The organism is Oceanobacillus luteolus, from assembly GCF_023715655.1.
GTDB classification, from domain to species: Bacteria; Bacillota; Bacilli; order Bacillales; family Amphibacillaceae; genus Oceanobacillus; species Oceanobacillus luteolus.
This window is the reverse complement of the sequence record NZ_JAMBON010000030.1, coordinates 1-17,408: the sequence shown is the minus strand read 5'-3', so window position 1 is coordinate 17,408 and position 17,408 is coordinate 1. Positions and strand designations below refer to the sequence as shown.

The 17,408-nt window shown below is 39.2% G+C and carries 19 protein-coding genes; 3 read left to right on the top strand and 16 right to left on the bottom strand.

Annotation, left to right across the window (positions count from 1 at the left end; all coding sequences use genetic code 11):
• Window positions 1-3: 3 nt before the first annotated feature.
• The 8 genes from ectB to M3210_RS14825 all read right to left on the bottom strand — a co-directional run bounded on the left by ectB (window position 4) and on the right by M3210_RS14825 (window position 7,417).
• Window positions 4-1,248, bottom strand: a complete 1,245-nt coding sequence (gene ectB, locus M3210_RS14860) for a diaminobutyrate--2-oxoglutarate transaminase (protein ID WP_251515975.1) — start codon at window positions 1,246-1,248, stop codon at window positions 4-6.
• Between the two features lie 36 nt (window positions 1,249-1,284).
• The gene (gene ectA / locus M3210_RS14855) at window positions 1,285-1,842 is read right to left on the bottom strand and encodes a diaminobutyrate acetyltransferase (RefSeq protein ID WP_349774368.1); all 558 of its coding nucleotides are present in this window, start codon (window positions 1,840-1,842) and stop codon (window positions 1,285-1,287) included.
• Window positions 1,843-1,931: 89 nt separating this feature from the next.
• Window positions 1,932-2,654, bottom strand: coding sequence for an amino acid ABC transporter ATP-binding protein (locus M3210_RS14850; RefSeq protein ID WP_251515974.1), 723 nt, complete (start codon window positions 2,652-2,654; stop codon window positions 1,932-1,934).
• Window positions 2,655-2,656: 2 nt separating this feature from the next.
• Window positions 2,657-3,310, bottom strand: coding sequence for an amino acid ABC transporter permease (locus M3210_RS14845; protein WP_251515905.1), 654 nt, complete (start codon window positions 3,308-3,310; stop codon window positions 2,657-2,659).
• Window positions 3,311-3,350: 40 nt separating this feature from the next.
• Window positions 3,351-4,151 (bottom strand): transporter substrate-binding domain-containing protein, encoded by an 801-nt coding sequence (locus M3210_RS14840; RefSeq protein WP_251515903.1) that lies wholly within the window; start codon window positions 4,149-4,151, stop codon window positions 3,351-3,353.
• 324 nt (window positions 4,152-4,475) lie between these two features.
• On the bottom strand, window positions 4,476-4,682 hold the full coding sequence (copZ, locus tag M3210_RS14835; protein WP_251515901.1) for a copper chaperone CopZ: 207 nt from the start codon (window positions 4,680-4,682) through the stop codon (window positions 4,476-4,478).
• Window positions 4,683-4,715: 33 nt separating this feature from the next.
• A complete protein-coding gene (locus M3210_RS14830) occupies window positions 4,716-7,100 on the bottom strand; it encodes a heavy metal translocating P-type ATPase (protein ID WP_251515899.1) in 2,385 nt (794 codons plus the stop codon).
• An 11-nt stretch (window positions 7,101-7,111) separates the two neighbouring features.
• Window positions 7,112-7,417 (bottom strand): metal-sensing transcriptional repressor, encoded by a 306-nt coding sequence (locus M3210_RS14825; RefSeq protein WP_251515897.1) that lies wholly within the window; start codon window positions 7,415-7,417, stop codon window positions 7,112-7,114.
• Between the two features lie 291 nt (window positions 7,418-7,708).
• Between M3210_RS14825 and M3210_RS14820 the strand changes: the two genes are divergently transcribed.
• Entirely contained in the window at window positions 7,709-8,035 is a 327-nt protein-coding gene (locus tag M3210_RS14820; RefSeq protein ID WP_251515889.1) for a four-helix bundle copper-binding protein, read from the top strand.
• A gap of 110 nt (window positions 8,036-8,145) precedes the next feature.
• On the opposite strand, the gene M3210_RS14815 is transcribed toward M3210_RS14820, so the two are convergent.
• The 4 genes from M3210_RS14815 to M3210_RS14800 all read right to left on the bottom strand — a co-directional run bounded on the left by M3210_RS14815 (window position 8,146) and on the right by M3210_RS14800 (window position 12,347).
• The gene (locus M3210_RS14815; protein ID WP_251515887.1) at window positions 8,146-9,366 is read right to left on the bottom strand and encodes a murein hydrolase activator EnvC family protein; all 1,221 of its coding nucleotides are present in this window, start codon (window positions 9,364-9,366) and stop codon (window positions 8,146-8,148) included.
• Window positions 9,367-9,758: 392 nt separating this feature from the next.
• Window positions 9,759-10,013, bottom strand: coding sequence for a DUF2164 domain-containing protein (locus M3210_RS14810; protein ID WP_251515885.1), 255 nt, complete (start codon window positions 10,011-10,013; stop codon window positions 9,759-9,761).
• A 177-nt stretch (window positions 10,014-10,190) separates the two neighbouring features.
• Window positions 10,191-11,213, bottom strand: a complete 1,023-nt coding sequence (locus tag M3210_RS14805) for a serine hydrolase domain-containing protein (protein WP_251515883.1) — start codon at window positions 11,211-11,213, stop codon at window positions 10,191-10,193.
• Window positions 11,214-11,423: 210 nt separating this feature from the next.
• Window positions 11,424-12,347: a phosphotransferase enzyme family protein gene (locus M3210_RS14800; RefSeq protein WP_251515881.1), complete on the bottom strand. Its 924-nt coding sequence runs from the start codon at window positions 12,345-12,347 to the stop codon at window positions 11,424-11,426.
• A 175-nt stretch (window positions 12,348-12,522) separates the two neighbouring features.
• Between M3210_RS14800 and M3210_RS14795 the strand changes: the two genes are divergently transcribed.
• Window positions 12,523-13,053: a hypothetical protein gene (locus M3210_RS14795; protein WP_251515879.1), complete on the top strand. Its 531-nt coding sequence runs from the start codon at window positions 12,523-12,525 to the stop codon at window positions 13,051-13,053.
• Between the two features lie 44 nt (window positions 13,054-13,097).
• Here the strand turns inward: M3210_RS14795 and M3210_RS14790 are convergent, their stop codons facing one another.
• Together M3210_RS14790 and M3210_RS14785 are read right to left on the bottom strand one after the other, a co-directional pair.
• Window positions 13,098-13,889, bottom strand: coding sequence for a phosphotransferase (locus tag M3210_RS14790; RefSeq protein ID WP_251515877.1), 792 nt, complete (start codon window positions 13,887-13,889; stop codon window positions 13,098-13,100).
• A gap of 49 nt (window positions 13,890-13,938) precedes the next feature.
• The gene (locus M3210_RS14785; protein ID WP_251515875.1) at window positions 13,939-14,847 is read right to left on the bottom strand and encodes a macrolide 2'-phosphotransferase; all 909 of its coding nucleotides are present in this window, start codon (window positions 14,845-14,847) and stop codon (window positions 13,939-13,941) included.
• Between the two features lie 315 nt (window positions 14,848-15,162).
• On the opposite strand from M3210_RS14785, the gene M3210_RS14780 reads away from it, so the two are divergent.
• Window positions 15,163-15,534, top strand: a complete 372-nt coding sequence (locus tag M3210_RS14780) for a cyclic-phosphate processing receiver domain-containing protein (protein ID WP_251515873.1) — start codon at window positions 15,163-15,165, stop codon at window positions 15,532-15,534.
• A gap of 171 nt (window positions 15,535-15,705) precedes the next feature.
• Here the strand turns inward: M3210_RS14780 and M3210_RS14775 are convergent, their stop codons facing one another.
• Together M3210_RS14775 and M3210_RS14770 are read right to left on the bottom strand one after the other, a co-directional pair.
• Window positions 15,706-16,059, bottom strand: coding sequence for a VOC family protein (locus M3210_RS14775; RefSeq protein ID WP_251515870.1), 354 nt, complete (start codon window positions 16,057-16,059; stop codon window positions 15,706-15,708).
• Window positions 16,060-16,101: 42 nt separating this feature from the next.
• Entirely contained in the window at window positions 16,102-16,998 is an 897-nt protein-coding gene (locus tag M3210_RS14770) for an alpha/beta hydrolase fold domain-containing protein (RefSeq protein ID WP_251515868.1), read from the bottom strand.
• Window positions 16,999-17,408 lie beyond the last annotated feature (410 nt).

The window sequence follows — 17,408 nt, the reverse complement described above, 5'->3', positions numbered from 1 at the left end:
TATTTATTTAAGAACTTCTTTGATACTATCTTCCAAAATACATAAGCCCTTACTCAATCCCTCTTCATCAATCATTAATGGTGGAAGGAATTTGACTACTTCATCTTTTGGTCCAGACGTTTCAACAATCAACCCTCGTTCAAATGCTTCACTACAAATTTTTGTAGCTAATCCTTCTACATTAACGGCAATTCCTTGCATGAGTCCCCTGCCTCGTGCCTCACCGTTAAGCTCTGGATAATTTTCAATGATGGACTGGATTGCTGCTTTCAGTTCGGCAGCACGTTCATGAATATGGTTGGAGAAATCATCCGTAACCCAATAATTCAATGCTTCTGTCGCAGTGATAAATGCTAGGTTATTTCCCCGGAATGTGCCATTATGCTCTCCAGGTTCCCACTGATCATATTCAGGCTTAATCAATGTTATCGCCATTGGTAAACCCGCACCACCAATTGATTTGGAAAGACATACGATATCCGGCTTGATTCCCGCTGGCTCAAAACTAAAGAATGTACCTGTCCGTCCACATCCCGCTTGAACATCATCAACAATTAACAGGATGTCAAAACGTCTACAAATCTCTTCGACTTTCTGCAACCATTCGATTCTCGCAGCATTGATGCCACCTTCTCCTTGAACGGTTTCCAAGATGACGGCTGCTGGTAGATCTAGGCCGCTTCCACTCTCCTCCAGGTAACTTTCCAAGTAAGCGAGCGTTTCCTGATTCTCCATAAACTGATCGAACGGCATAGATACGGAGTGATTTAATGGAATACCTGCACCTTTCCGTTTAAAGGAATTGCCTGTTACAGAAAGCGAACCAATCGTCATTCCATGAAATGCGTTTGTAAAACTAATGACAGTTTGACGCTGTGTTACTTTCCTGGCAATTTTCAAAGCACTCTCAACTGTATTTGTCCCAGTTGGTCCTGGAAACATGATTTTATAGTCCAGCTCTCGGGGTTTAAGGATAATTTCCTGAAACTTTTCGAGAAATTCCTTTCTCGGAGTAGTTCCCATGTCCAGGCTATGAAGAATCCCATCCCGCTCAATGTACTCTATTAATTTCTGTTGCATGTCAGCATTATTATGGCCATAATTCAGTGCTCCTGCGCCTGCAAAGAAATCAATATATTCCTTTCCAGCTGTATCCCATAAACGATAGCCCTTTGCTTTTTCAAATACAGTTGGCCAGCCTCGGCTGTAACTTCTCACCGCTGATTCCAATTCTTCAAACGTTTTCATTTCCTCATTTTTTACTAAAGTTGTATTCAATTAGATTCATCCCTTTATAAATTTTTTATTTATTGGCCCAATACGATATAGCCACTCGGTTTCATGTGCTTCCTTATCACTTTCCGGAAAGTCATCTGATTCAAAATACTTGCTTATCCTATAATTTGATTCAAATTTTCTCGCAAGACCTAAGAACAAATTATTAGAAGGCGTATTTGACTCACCTACCGTGGCTTCAATGTATTTTGCTTGTTCACAACACTCACGATTCAATAGTTGCTTTAACATTTTTGTAGCTAAACCTTTTCCTCGTTGTGATTCATGAACAGCTACCTGCCAAATAAATAAAGTATCTGGTTTTTCTGGGTGCATAAAACCTGAGACGAATCCAACTGGCCTTTCCTCAGCTAGTCCCTCAAAAGCGATAATCGACGACTCCGAAAATACCTCACACCATAAAAGATAGCTATAGGAAGAATTAAGATCGAGATTACCAGTGTGTTTAATCAATCTCCAAACTTCCGCCCCATCCTTCTTCTCTGGCTTCCGAAAAAAATGCTTCGTTTTTACCTTTGACTTCCTAGCAACTTCTAACGTTTTAATAATTTCACCCCTAATTATTTTATTAAAAATATCTATAAACTAATCTCGCAAGGTACGAGATTGTTCACTAATATGTGTGGTCCCAATACTTACAAGACTTTCGATAAAAAGCTCTTTGTTCTTTCATGTTGTGGGTTATCAAAGAGTTCTGCTGGTGAGCCTTCTTCAACGATGAAACCTTCATCCATAAAGATAACGCGATCAGCGACTTCCTTAGCGAATCCCATTTCATGCGTCACAATGACCATGGTCATCCCATCTTCCGCTAAATCCTTCATCACTTGAAGTACCTCCCCAACCATTTCTGGATCTAGGGCTGAGGTCGGCTCATCAAATAACATGATACTCGGCTCCATCGCTAATGCCCGTGCGATCGCAACCCGTTGTTTTTGTCCCCCTGATAAGTTATCTGGATATACCTTTGCTTTATCTACTAATCCCACTTTCTCAAGCAATTGAGATCCAAGTTCTTTTACTTCTGTCTTTGACTTTCCCTTTAATCGCTGTGGACCCATTGTGATATTTTCCATTACAGTCTTGTGGGGAAAAAGATTAAATTGTTGGAAGACCATTCCCATTCGTTGACGTAATTGATTAATATTTGTTTTTGTATCTGTGAGGTTATCTTCTTCAATAAAAATTTCTCCAGCTGTAGGTTCTTCCAAGCGATTCATACAACGCAAAAGCGTGCTCTTCCCAGAACCTGATGGACCAATGACACACACAACCTCTTGTGGCGCCACATCTATATTTATATCTTTTAAAACTTCTAATTTACCAAATGATTTCTTCAAACTTTTTACTTCAATCATTTTCATGCGACATCTAATCTCCTCTCCAACCAGCGTGAGAGTAAGCTCAATGTATAGATGATGACAAAATACAGAACTCCCACTGCAAATAATATTTCAAAAGCCCGGAAATTAGCAGCATAAATCGATTGTCCAGAAAATGTAAGTTCAGCTATACCGATAGCGGAAAGGAGCGAAGTATCTTTAATACTGACAATAAATTGATTAACGAAAGCAGGAATCATACGCCGTACTGCTTGAGGTAATACAATTAATCGCATTGTTTGCCAGTAGGAAAATCCAATCGACCTACCAGCTTCCATTTGTCCTTTATCAATGGAGTTAATTCCGGCTCGGAAAATTTCAACTAAGTATGCAGCTGCATTGATCGTGATTGCAATCACACCAGCAGCAAACGCCGTTAGGTTAACATCGAATACACTAGGTATACCGAAGTAAATAAATAATATTTGGACAAGTAATGGTGTGCCTCGGATCATATCAACAAAAACAGTTGAAATAGCTCTTAGTATTTTGCTTTTCGTAATACTGAATACACCGAGTACAAGTCCAATGACCATTGCAAGGACTAGTGATATAATTGTTATTTCTAAAGTCAATCCCATTCCACTTAACAGAGTGGGTAATGCATCAAGTATGATTTGTATAGTTTCCATCTAACACACGATCCCTCTTTCTCTCAGATTCAGCCAATCCTTATTCAGAGAAATAACGATTGTAAATCTCGTCAAACTCCCCACTATCTCTTAATTCCTGAAGTCCGTCATTCATTTTTTCTAATAGACCATCACTGTCTTTAGAAATAGCAATTCCGTAATCTTCGCTTGGATACATATCGCCCACGATCTCAAGCTCGGAATCTTCTCCATCCTGTTTCAATTTATAAGCAACACTTGGATAATCATTGATAACGATATCCGCATTTCCGTTTTCTAATTCCATATACATGGTTGCATCATCTTGAAGTGTCGTAACTTCAACATCATATTTTTCAGCAAGTTCATTGGCCAGTTTTAAACCGGATGTTCCCTGTTTCGCGACAATCACTTTGCCATCCAGATCTTTTTCACTTTCAAAATCATTGCCCTCTAGCGCCACTAAAGATAAACCAGACTCAAAATATGGATCGGAGAAGTCCACAACTTCTAGACGGTCCTCCCGGATTCCAATGGCTGAAACAGCGGCATCGACTTGATTTGCTTGAAGCGCCGGAATAATGCCATCAAATTTCATGATTTCCCAGTCGACAGACAAGCCCGCTTTCTCCGCAACCGCTTCCACTAATTCAACATCAAACCCAGTCAATTTATCATCTACCTTAAATTCAAATGGGGCGTAATCTTGAACAACCGCAACACTAATCGCATCATTTGCTTCATCTGACGGATCACCGCTTACCTCTTCTGAACCGCATGCGGCTAACGCAGTTGCAAGAATACTAAGTAGCGTAAGCATAACGAGTCGACTAACAATCCTATTTCCCTTTTGTTTGAACACGAATAATAAATCCTCCTCGAATGTCTTTTTATTTCGAAACGATGGTTTTTATTATATCAATGGACCTAAGATTTCTGAAATTAGATAAACAACGGTTAATAGTGATATTTTTATATATTTCAATATCAGAGAGGTCTATGTACTAATTTTTGCAAAAAACCTTACAAATGGTTAAGTATCCTAACATATCCTGCAGATTTGTAATTTTGGGGAGGTTGTGAGCGGTTGTTGGATCCATAAATCTCGCTCATCTCGAATGTAAAAGGATTTATTTCACAAAAAAAGCTGGTCTCCAATCAGGAAACCAGCTTCTATCATGTATATTTATGCTACGTCATACCCTTGATCTTCAACAGCTTCTTTCATATTTTCTAAAGAAACTTTTGATTCATCATAGGTGACTTCTACTTTACCAGAATTTAAATCCACTTCTACAGCAGATACGCCATCCAACCCTTTCAATGCGCCTTCTACAGACGCTTGGCAGTGGCCGCAAGACATGCCTGTAACATTTAATGTTTGTTTTTGCATAGTTCTCACCTCCTTTAAAGTTCAAGATTACGTTTATATCTTAACCCTCTTTAGACGAAGCGAGTTGGAAACTACACTGACGGAACTCAGTGCCATCGCAGCGCCGGCAATCCAAGGAGCAAGGAGTCCGATGGCTGCGATTGGGATTCCTGCCGTGTTATAGCCAAATGCCCAAAACAGGTTTTGACGGATATTTTTAATCGTTGCTCTGCTGATTTTGATTGCTTTTGGAATGAGTAGTAACTCGCCGCCAAGAATCGTGACGTCAGCTGCTTCAATCGCAACTTCTGTCCCTGTACCGATGGCAATTCCGATATCTGCAATTGCTAAGGCAGGAGCATCATTTACTCCATCTCCAACCATCCCGACTTTTTTACCTTTCAACTGGATTTCCTTCACTTTATCCGCTTTTTCTTCAGGTAAAACTTCAGCAATCACTTCGGTAATGCCTACTTGTTTCGCGATGGCTCTTGCCGTCCGTTCATTATCTCCTGTCAGCATGATTACTTCTAATCCTTGGTCTTTCAACTCTTGGATGGCTTGTGGAGCTGTATCTTTAATCGTATCCGCGACAGCAATAATCCCTTTAAATTCTCCATCGACAGCGATCAACATCGCCGTCTTTCCTTCCATTTCATACTGCACTAATTCTTGCTCGGCGTCACCGACTTCAATGTGGTGGTCTTGCATAAGTTTTCGATTTCCGACAAGAATGTTTTTTCCAGTAATCGTTGCTTCAATACCATGACCAGGTATCGCGTTAAAATCATCCACCTCAGCAAAATCCATATTCTGTTCTGTTGCATACGTGACGATTGCTTCTGCAAGCGGGTGTTCCGAGCCTTTTTCCGCACTTGCCAGAAGTTGTAATGTTGCTTCATCACCTATGAAATTTGTGACTTCAGGTTTACCTTTTGTAATCGTACCTGTCTTATCTAGGATGATCGTGTTAAGTTCATGGGTACGCTCGAGATGTTCGCCACCTTTGAAAAGGATTCCCGTTTCAGCTGCTTTACCTGTACCGACCATAATTGATGTCGGTGTCGCAAGCCCCAACGCACAAGGACAAGCGATGACAAGTACAGCAACCGCTGCAAGCATCGCATATTCGATTTGCCCTGGTTGGACAAAGGCAATCCACACAACGAAAGTCAAAATCGCAATACCTACAACAATTGGTACAAAATAGCTGGAAATCACGTCAGCTAACCGTTGAATTGGTGCCTTCGATCCTTGAGCTTCCTCTACCACTTTTACAATCGATGCAAGGGCGGTATCTTTACCAACCTTCGTCGCTTCCATTTCGATGACTCCATTTTTATTAATCGTCGATCCAATCACGGTTGCATCCATGCCTTTTTCAATCGGGATTGATTCACCGGTCAGCATCGATTCATCGACGGAGGTACGACCTTTCACTACAACACCGTCTACTGGAATTTTCTCGCCTGGTTTCACAACTAAACGATCGCCAACGGTAACTTCTTCAACAGGAATCATCGTTTCTTCACCGTTTCGAATGACACGTGCTTCTTTCGCTTGTAAATTGAGTAAAGAAGACAGCGCAGTTGATGTTTGACTTTTCGCTCTCACTTCCAAATATTTACCAACGAGAATCAACGTAATGATGACTGCACTTGTTTCAAAATATAAATGCGGTTCGTATGCAGGATTTCCTATCGTCCTGATTGCTTCGTATAAACTGTAGAAATACGCAGCACTTGTACCCAGGGCGACAAGGACATCCATATTCGCTCCGCCATTCCGGAGACTCTTATAAGCACCGGTGTAAAATTGCCAACCGATAAAAAATTGCACCGGAGTCGCCAAAGCGAACTGGAACCATGGGTTCATAAAAATATCCGGAATGCTCATATTGAATAAATGAACAAGCATCGTTACCAACAATGGAGCAGTTAGTATGGATGAGATGAGAATTTTCATCTTCATGGTCTTTAATTCTTTTTCTTTATGCGTTTGTTTCGCTTCACTTTCTTCTTTAGGCTTTGCATCGTAACCCATTTTTTGAATTTTAACGATTAAATCATCCATGTCGATGATTCCAGGATTATACTGGACAGACGCATTTTCTGTTGCAAGGTTTACGGTTGCTTGCTTGACACCATCTTGCTTATTCAGCACTTTTTCGATTCGGCTTGAACATGCAGCACAGGTCATGCCAAACACATCAAGGTCGACTTGCTCTGTGACGACACCATAACCGATATGTTCAATTTTTTTCGTAATGTCATCGATAGAAACGACTTCTGAATCATAATCGATCGTGGCCTTCTCTGTTGTCAAATTGACTTGAGCTTCGACCCCGTCCATCTTATTCAATACTTTTTCCACACGGCTGGAGCATGCAGCACACGTCATACCTGTAATACCTAATGTCGTATGATGCTTCTCACTCATAAAATCCCTCCTTATTTAGAGATTTGTTTTAACACGTTCATTAATTCGTCGATTGCTGGTTCACCTTCGCCAGATTTCATTGCATCGCTGACACAATGTTTAATATGTCGTTCCGTTACTTCATGACCAACTTTCTTCAATGCTGCCTGAATCGCACTGATCTGCACCAATATATCTAAGCAATACCGGTCTTCCTCGACCATTTTTTGAATACCACGCACTTGCCCTTCAATCCGTTTCAATCTATTGATAACTGTCGTTTTCTCCGATTCCGTTCTCGGAGTAACTGGGTGATCGTGCAGAAATTTATCCAACATCATCACATCCTTCACCTTATACTTATACCATACCCCCCTAGAGTATTTTTGTCAATAAATAAATTCGGGGTATGAATTAACGGTTTACTATGAGTTAGTGTTATCAATTCCTTCTATAATAATTGATTCTATGCCCATGTTCGAATCAACTAGTTAGCATATAAATGACAGCTTATCCGAAAATACAGGTACCCCCCTTAGGTATATAATATGTTATCTTTGTTTAATCCAATACATATCGGGAAACTTAAATTGTATAGCATCATTTTATACTATAGGAGGGTATCTAAAATGCCACACGAACAACATCAAGAATTGCTAGAAGCACTGCACGAATGTATGGAAGCTTGCAATCATTGTTATGATGCATGCCTAAAAGAAGAAGACGTAAAAATGATGGTGGACTGTATACGGCTGGATAGAGAATGCGCTGATATTTGCGCTTATTTAGAGCAGGCCATTGCAAGAAATAGTCAATTCATCCCTCAATTGGCTGCAGTATGTGCCGAAATCTGTGAAGCTTGTGGAAACGAATGTAAGAAGCATGATCATGAACATTGTCAGAGATGCGCCGAAGCATGCTTCCATTGCGCAGAAGTCTGCCGAAAGATTGCTTAACTCTAGATAAATGAAAAAGTGGTTCCAGACATCCTATTCAAGATGTTTGGAACCACTTTTTGCTGGGTATATGATTGTTACTATATTAATCTTTGAAAATATAAGGGACCTTATTTCAGATAGTCCATCGGGTTTTGTAAAGCACCATTTTTACGTACTTCAAAGTGTAAATGGATTCCTGTGGAGTTACCTGTGTTACCCATTATCCCGATAACTGATCCTGTGCTTACTTCTTGTCCAACCGATACGTGGATTTCAGACAAGTGTGCATAAAGAGTTTTCAAGCCATTGCTGTGCTCGATTTCGATTCTGTTTCCAAAACCGCCCGTATGACCTGCTTTGACGACCACGCCATCTGCAGCAGCGAGAATATTATAATTACTTGGACGTGCGATATCGATACCCTGATGCTGTCTACCCCAACGTGGGCCCATGTAGCTGGAAATATATCCTCCCACAGCTGGCCATGCTAAATAGCCACCATTTGATTGGCTGCTGCTATACGTTGAGAGATCACCATCTGAACCACCAGAAGATGCAATTTGAGTCGACGGAGCCGGTCTCGTCAATTCTGAGATATTCGCTCTTACTTCTCTTTCAAGTGCTGCTAGTTTACTATCTTCCATCTTCAACTCTTCTACTTTAGCAACGAGAGTTTGTTCTTTTTCTTTTAAGTTAGCTTGCTTTTTCTTCGTTTCTTTCTCTTGATCTTCAATTAATGCTTGCATGCCTTCTAACTCGGCTTTCAAATCAGTCAATTCATCAAGTTTAACTACGACTTCTTCTTTCTTTTCTTCCACAATGACTTTATCTGCTTCAATTTGTTCCATCAAAGCTGCATCAGAGTCGGTAATTTTATTGATCGCGCTGACACGGCTGATGAAATCACCGAAACTTTGCGATCCGAATAGTACTTCTATGTATGATATATTTCCACCATTTTTCTGGTAAGCAACTGCACGCTCTTTTAGGATTTCAAAACGTTTTTCAATTGCATCTTCCAATTCTGCAATTTCTTTTTCAAGCTCATCTATCTCTGATTCTGTATCTATAATATCTTCTTCATTTTGCTTCAATGATTTTTTATTTTCTTCCAAAGCTTTTTGAATTCGACTAATTTCAACATTGATTTCTTCCAATTCAATGAGAAGGTCAGCAACTTCCGCTTCTGCTTCAGTAAGGTTAGCTTTTAAATCTTTTCTGTCCTGCTTAAGTTCCGTCTCTTTGCTCTTTAAATCTTCAACTGAATTTGCTGATGCTGGAGTACTGAAAAATACACTACCAATACCAACCACAGCAACTGTAGTAATTGTCATCAATTTTTTCTTCATTTTTCGTTCCCCGTTTCCATCACAACCATTGCCTAACTATAACTATGTCATTCTATCATCTATGTAAAACGCAATTTCGTGAACTTTATTTTTTCTAAGCCATAGGCATTTTATCATATAAACGTTTCACTCGAGTTATCTTTATGTTACAGTTTTGTTTCAAAAAATGACAAAATCTTTCATCATTTACGAAAAACTTAGTACTATTCTATCTACAAAGCCTATGGTTACAGGTGTTTGTTTTCTTAAAACAGGATATATGGCCTACTGAGCTTTGTTACATTAAGGCGAAAAATGTCAAAAATTAACGGTAAAGACTAGAAGGAAATTATCCCTATTTCCCGTCTTTACCGTTTCAATTAAATTTAGCTTTTAGATCCTTGTATGTATATTTAATTCCTTTTCTTCCTGACTGACTTTTCAAGAGAGAGTATATCTTCCTCTAAATTCATCATCTTCTGATCGACCATTGCTTTGGCATCCCTTATCCCCTGATTGTATATATGCGGTCCAATCTCTTCTAGAAAGTAATGCAGCATATTTTCTGCGGCCAATTCTCCAATTTCCTCTGAACGCTCATTGTAAAAATAATCCTTTAAAGAACTAATCATCTCTTCTTTCGTTTCTTTAGCTATTCGAATAACCATATTTGGATTTCACTCCTTTTGTGCTCATAAAATACTTCTTGATAGTATAAGAAAATCACATGACGATCACATTATCAACTTTTCCTATCCGCTTAAAACTCTCTTAGCGAGTTGAAGACATATTTTACAGACAAAAGGGACTAACCTGATCGTTAATCCCTTTCGCTGTCACCGTGGCTATAAGATAGTTTCAATTTCCTTCAGTAGTTCAAAAGCACCTTCTGATTCATTGGAACAGACTACAATTATAGACTGAGTGCCTGGATAGTACACGGCCCGGAAATTAACCCCTGGGTCGTATCCCATCTGAATATACTTTACAATCTTTTTCTCGTCGTCCAATTCCATGTAACCGCAATACCCGTAGTATATATTGTCTTCCTCATAGACAACTTCACGTGGCGCCAATAGTTTCTGAGTCATATCTTCTGACAACAATCGATGGCTCATCAATGCTTCCCAGAACTTGGCCATATCTTCCACGGTGACATATGCTCCTCCATCTGGTCCGCCTTTTACCGGTAAGGAATAGATGTTTGTTTTCCAATTCCCATCCGGTTCCTCTATATAACCTAATGCAGTTCTTCCTGGCAATCGATCCATTTCAAAATAGCCAGAATCCATCATACCCGCTTTTTGAAAGATATGTTCCTCAACGAATGCAGTAAAATTGCATTTAGTCACCTGTTCTACAATAAGCCCTAGCAATATATAACCAGAGTTGTTGTACTGAAACGAACCATTGATACTACCTTGCATCTCTTCATATTGAATCATCGGTAAAAAATCCTTTGGCGAACGGATCGTATACATCGGCCTTGATTTCCAAAGGAGCTCAAAATCATCCATGATTTCTTCATTGAAATAGTCAGGGACGCCCGATGTATGTGTCAGTAGATGATGTATCGTGATATCACCATCAAAGTTAGGTAAATCGATATCAAGACAATCCTTTAATTTGGAGTCAAATGAAATTTTTCCAGACTCTACTAACATACAAATGGAAACCGCTGTAAATATTTTGCATCCTGAAGCAATCGCAAACCTCGTATCCGGTTCATTCGCGATTTTTTCTGAACGATTGGCGAATCCGCTGCTTCCTTGCAGAATTTCATTACCTCTTTTTGCATAATAAGCGCCGGAAAAATGAAGCTCTTCCTGTTTCTCTTTTAGGTAGTTCAATTTGTTTGTATTATCCATTTTATTACCTCCTGAATTCCTTATTTTTTTGTTTAATTAGATGAATAGGAATCCAGTTAGCTTGTTCATACCATGTGACGCTTCATACGATTTCCTCCTCGGCATTACGTCTATTAACAAGTATATTAATCTATTAATTCAAATGCAATTCAAATTAAAATATTTCGATAATATTTATTATATTCTCGTGTGTGGATGAATAATTCTTTATCATTCCAGCCTATAATCAGCATTTGGGAGAATCATTTGATTTAAGCTTAGAAACAACTTTTGCTGTGCTGGATTTTGCCAATCCTCAGGATACTCAGCCATTAACCATATGACTTCATCAAGAAAAATATGACGTTTTGCTCTCTCCCAATGTCTTTTTTCCGCTTCTGTGAGCTCTACATATGTTTGATAGCCAGAAAGGAATGTCTTCCACTCTTGTGTTGTAAAGACACGGTCTGGTGCATCGTGATGTTCATTATGGAAAAGCAATAGCGCTAAAGCAAGGTCAAATATCCTAGGAGCCCAAGTTGCATTATCCGGATCGATGAGATATGGCTCTGGAGTCATAATTAAATTGTTCGCCTTATAATCATAAGTTGTTGCAATATGAGGTAAATCAGTCTGCTGCAACTCTCCTTGAACGATGACAGCCTCCTGCAGAACGTCTCTCAAACTCTCCAAATCAAATGTTAATTGCGCCTCTCTAATATGCTTTGTTATAGCAGCCATACTCTCCTCTACTTCATCCTGGTTAAAATCATATACATCGTATTCAGGAAGACCATATGTATTGGAATCCGGAGATAAGCTGTGGATTTTCCCCAACAGTTGGCCGGCCTCAAAAATTTCCCGGTCACTTCCCGTATAAGTTGTTCCTTCAATAAAGGGGTATACAACAAAATTGTATTCACCAATTCTTTGGGGATTTTCCTCGTCAAGCTTCACTGGTGTTACTACCTTTACTACATTTCTTTTTAACATCGATGTATATTCCATCAATCGTTCAGCATGCTCTTGTGTACGCTTGACAATGACATCACGCTCTTCATGCTTCACACGATAGACCGGTGAATATGGATATATACTCACCGGTTCTTCTTTTATGTCAAATCCAAATTTATTTAGGACATCTTTTCCATTCATTACTCTCCCCCTGGCTCTTTTAGTAAGACATTCATTGTAAAAAATCACTACAATCGAATATGAGAGCTACTCACGTTCAAGTAGATGGCAAAATTCAGTTCAATCGTACGCAAGAACAATTCACGTCTGACGAGAAAACAAATACTCACTACAATCAAACGTAAGAGCAGCTCACGTGCGACGAGAAGACAAATACTTCACTACAATCAAATGTAAGAACATCTCACGTGCGACGAGAAGACAAATACTTCACTACAATCAAACGCAAGAGCAGCTCACGTGCGACGAGAAGACAAATACTTCACTACAATCAAATGTAAGAACATCTCACGTGCGACGAGATGACAAATACTTCACTACAATCAAACGCAAGAACAGCTCACGTGCGACGAGAAGACAAATACTACACTACAATCAAACGCAAGAGCAGCTCACGTACGACGAGATGGCAAATACGACACTACAATCCAACGCTAGAACAGCTCACGTGCGACGAGATGGCAAATACTTCACCACAATCAAACGTAAGAACATCTCACGTGCGACGAGATGGCAAATACTTTACTACAATCAAACGCTAGAACATCTCACGTACGACGAGATGGCAAATACTTCACCACAATCAAACGCAAGAACAAATCACGTGCGAGGTGAAGACGAATACTACAATACAATCGAACGCAAGAACAAATCACGTGCGAGGTGAAGACGAATACTACAATACAATCGAACGCAAGAAAAGATCTCTAACTAAAACCACTCTTTCCCATATCTTTTAATAAATGCAATATCCTTTTGATAGTGTTCTAGATGGCCTTCATCTATCATTTTTTGAAAAGCCATATCTCCTTCCGCAGCCTTCCTTCTGCTCAACTCACATAAGCCTTCCAATCGGAGCAGTACCATATCTAAGAATTCTTCATTTAAATCTTCACCGTACGATTCAAAAAATAATTTCAGTCTCTCTTTGATACGGCTGGCATGCTGGAGAGAATTGTAATCAATTGCTTCACCTGCTTCGGAATAATAGGTTCTGCTTAGCGGAACACAAGTGTAAACCGTATAGGCGATATCCCAAAGCCTTGGGCCGGGAGCAGCTACATCAAAATCAATAATTCCTGCTGGTTTTTGATGATGAAAAATAATGTTATAGACGGCAAAGTCATTATGGCAAACCAACTCCAATGGTTGCGGTGTAAGATCGAGCGGTTGCCAACTTTCTTCGAATGGAAAATCACTCACTGCTTCATGGTAAAGCCGAAGCATCTTCGCTATCTCAATCAACGCATCATCCGACCACATAAAAGTTTTTAAAGGGTAATTACCAGCTTCACCTTCAATAAAAGATAGTACCTCTCTGCCTTTTTCATCAATTCCTAAAAACTTCGGTGCATAACGGTAACCTTTCTTTTCCAAGTGATTTAATAATCGATGAATCTTGTTACTGTTTTCTTTCAGATCTCTTCTCACTGTATCTTGTACTCGATAGACGTTGGACATATTTCCTCCTGTCAACATTTCTTCGTTTTTACCAGCGGACATTTCGCTCTCCCCCTTTCAGGCATGCATGTTAAGTAATCCAACATGCGTATTACGATTCAGCTACTTCCAATGCCTGCTTTGCCATCTGCATGTACTCCTCACTTCCAGATATCATCGCAAATTCTGCAATCGAAACTGGATATGTTGCACTTAGTTCTTTCACATGTTCCTTCATGTTCTCCCATACATATCCACCAGCTTCTTTATAAGCATTGATCAAAAGTTCGAGACCTTCATCTCCAAATGTTTTATAAAGTACAACGAAATCATTCGATAGATCCGATACCTTTGCTTCCGTCCAATCTATTAAACCAGTTACATTGCTAGACTCATCAATCAAAATATGCCCTGCATGCACATCTCCGTGAATGAGTCCTGTTTTCTCCGGCCACATTGCATCATTTTCTATCCACGTTTGCCAGCGGTTCCAGAGGGAATCACCAACACCTATTTTTTCTTTCACAGCATTCATTCGCTGTTTCATAGTTTGCCTTAATTCGTGAGCTTCATGAATCGTTAAGCCGGCTTCCCTTGCTTTTTCAATGGGGACTTGGTGTAAAGCGACAAGTGCTTTTCCAAGTGTTCCGTAAAAGCAATCCGGGACATGATGAATATCAAGCTTCCAAACATAATTTTGAATATCATGATTAATGGTACCAGCTGGAACTCCAGTTAACTTTTCATAGGCAATCAATTCATTGGTATAAATGGTCCAGTTCGGAGCTTCAAAGACAGTGACATGTTCATTCACCACATCCAAAACCTTTTTCTCTACCTCGGTTCTTGGCATCACATCCTCACGTCTAGGTAGTCGGAGCACCCACTCCTTCCCTTGCTGGTCAGTTGCAAATACAACTTGAAAATCGAGACCAGATTCATCAAACTCCAACGACTCCTGTTGTAAATCCATCCCATGTCTAACGGCAATTTCTAAAATAGCTTGCTTCGAGTTATTCATCCCAACACATCCCATTAATCATTTTTGTCATCCTTTTAAAACGTATGCTGACTTTCCAAAGTGTTGTCTATTATTTCTTTGTCCTCAGATACTTATAATAATCAGCTTGGATTCCATATTCTATACTCCCATCTGTCTCTTTTATATTATTCAACAAAAAAAGTACCAATCCTTCCCAATCATCTTGCATTTCCTACTATTCTGCCCGGTTGCTGTCTTGCTCTCTTTAACATAGAACCCTATTATGTTAGAATGAATACCTAGGGAATACTAGACTTTTCTTAGTCACTCCCCTATATGGGAAGGAGATAAGAAATGAATAAAATTAGTGTTTTCTTGGATGATTTTCGAGAAGCACCTGCTGGCTATGTATTAGCCGAGACGATTGACGAATGTATCGATCTTTTAAAAGACTTCCGTATTGAACATCTCTCATTGGACCATGATCTATTAAGTAAAACTAGAAATGGTTTGATGCTTGTTCAAATAATGATTAAGGAAAAGTTATTCGCCAATCGCATTACGATCCACTCTGCAAATTCAGTAGGTGGTAAAGCGATGTACAACTCTCTGAAACAAGCACAGCGTGATTTTACTATGCCGGATGACATCACTGTTTCATTGAGACCATTGCCAATCCATTACATTCCACCAAGAGCTCTGCAACATTATCTAAGAGTACGTTAAACGCCTCTAGATACATGAATTGAAAAAAGATATTGAATAACAATTTTGTGGGAAGTTCCTTGAAACTAAACTTAAAATAAAAATTTCATAGACATCTCTCAACATAGATGTCCAATAACAGATAAAGACTCCCTTCTGAATAGAAGGGAGTCTTTAAGATTTATTTATTTTCTACTTGCCTTTAACTTCTGATAATCCAAAAAGTAATCCTTGATTATCCAAGCAATAAGCGAAGTATCCCATGTTTGGAACTTCTGTTTTCGGGACGACTACTTGTCCACCATTCTCAGTAACTATCTTTAAATGTTCGTCAATAGAAGGGACCTTCATAGAGTTTGTAGTCCGCGTTGCACCATCAGGAGATTTCATTAAACCACCATCAATGCTGCCTTCACCGGTAATAATGAACCAATAATCTTGCGGACCTGGATTCTTTTCAAATTTCCACCCGAATGTGTTTGAATAAAACTCGATCGCTTCTTGAGGATTTGGTACTTGGTATTCAAATCTAAAAACTTTTCCCATCTTAAGACCTCCGATTTTTAAAGATGCTGACTCTCTTTTACTTTAACCATCATTTAACATGTCCACTATTTTCTTAACAGCTTCTTTCGCTTCAGGAATAGGATAAAGCGGAAAGACATGATTCATCTTCGGGTATTCAAAATAATTCATTTTGATTCCTTGTGAGTCAGTGAGACTCTTTAATTTCCTGGCATCGGGAAGGAGTAATTCGTGCGTACCAATGAATAGAGTGAGTTCTCCCAAACCTTTTAACTTACCATTGATTGGGCTAAGTAAATAGTGGCTCGTATCCGTCTCACCTGCATACACCTTCCCAATCTGAATTAACCCATGGACACCTAACATCGGATCCAACTTTTCATACTTGTTAATACCCGGATGGCTCAGCGTCATATCAAGCCAAGGAGATAGTAAAATAATATGTTGAGGCTGTGCTAGTTTTTTCTCTAAAAGAAGCTGAGCTAGAGCTAATGCAAATCCTCCTCCAGCAGAATCTCCCATAAGGATGATATCGTTGTTCGTCTTAGCAGCCAACAATTCCTTATATAATGGAAGAACCTTGCTGAAAGAATCTTGATACTGATGATTTGGCGCCTTAGGATAGATTGGTACATAGATGGCAGCCCCTGTTTTCTTTGCTATTTTTCCGAGAAACATCCAGTGGAATACCAATGGAGGATTCACATATGCTCCGCCGTGCAGGTAAAGAATCGTTTTTGTTGAGGATGATTTTTTATGATTAAAGATATAGCAATCCATTCCTTGAAATTGCTGTTTTGCAATACGATACCTTTTCATCAGAAAACGAGGTAATACATAATCTCTCTCCGTTTGCTTCACTCTGAAATGCTTACGGAAAAGTTTTTCATCGCTATAGATTTTTTTATTACTGAGCCTACTGAGTAAACGTTCCGCAAGCCAACTTCGTATACTTCTCAATTGTTTTTCCACCATATCATTCGTATTTTTTTGTTACAAAAGCCATGTAGTGCATTTCTGTTCAGATACTTCTGCAACTTGTTTAAAAGAAGGATAACATAGCACAAGCTTATTGATAACTATTCAGCATTCTATATAATAATGAATGCCAGTCACTGAAATAATAAGGAGAGAAGAACATGGATTATCAAGTATCTCAGTTAAAAGAAGCAAAACGGCAAATTGAATCCACCCTACATAAACTAAAAGAAACAGTAAAAACATTCAAAGCTAAAGAAAATCCAGATTGAGTCAAGTACTTGTGGGAGTTTTTTAAGTCCCTTATTTTATACTGTTTTCGTCCAGTGTTTTGTTAGCGTTATCAACCCTATATTGCTCTAAAATGTTTGGGTTCTTCTATTTTTTAAATT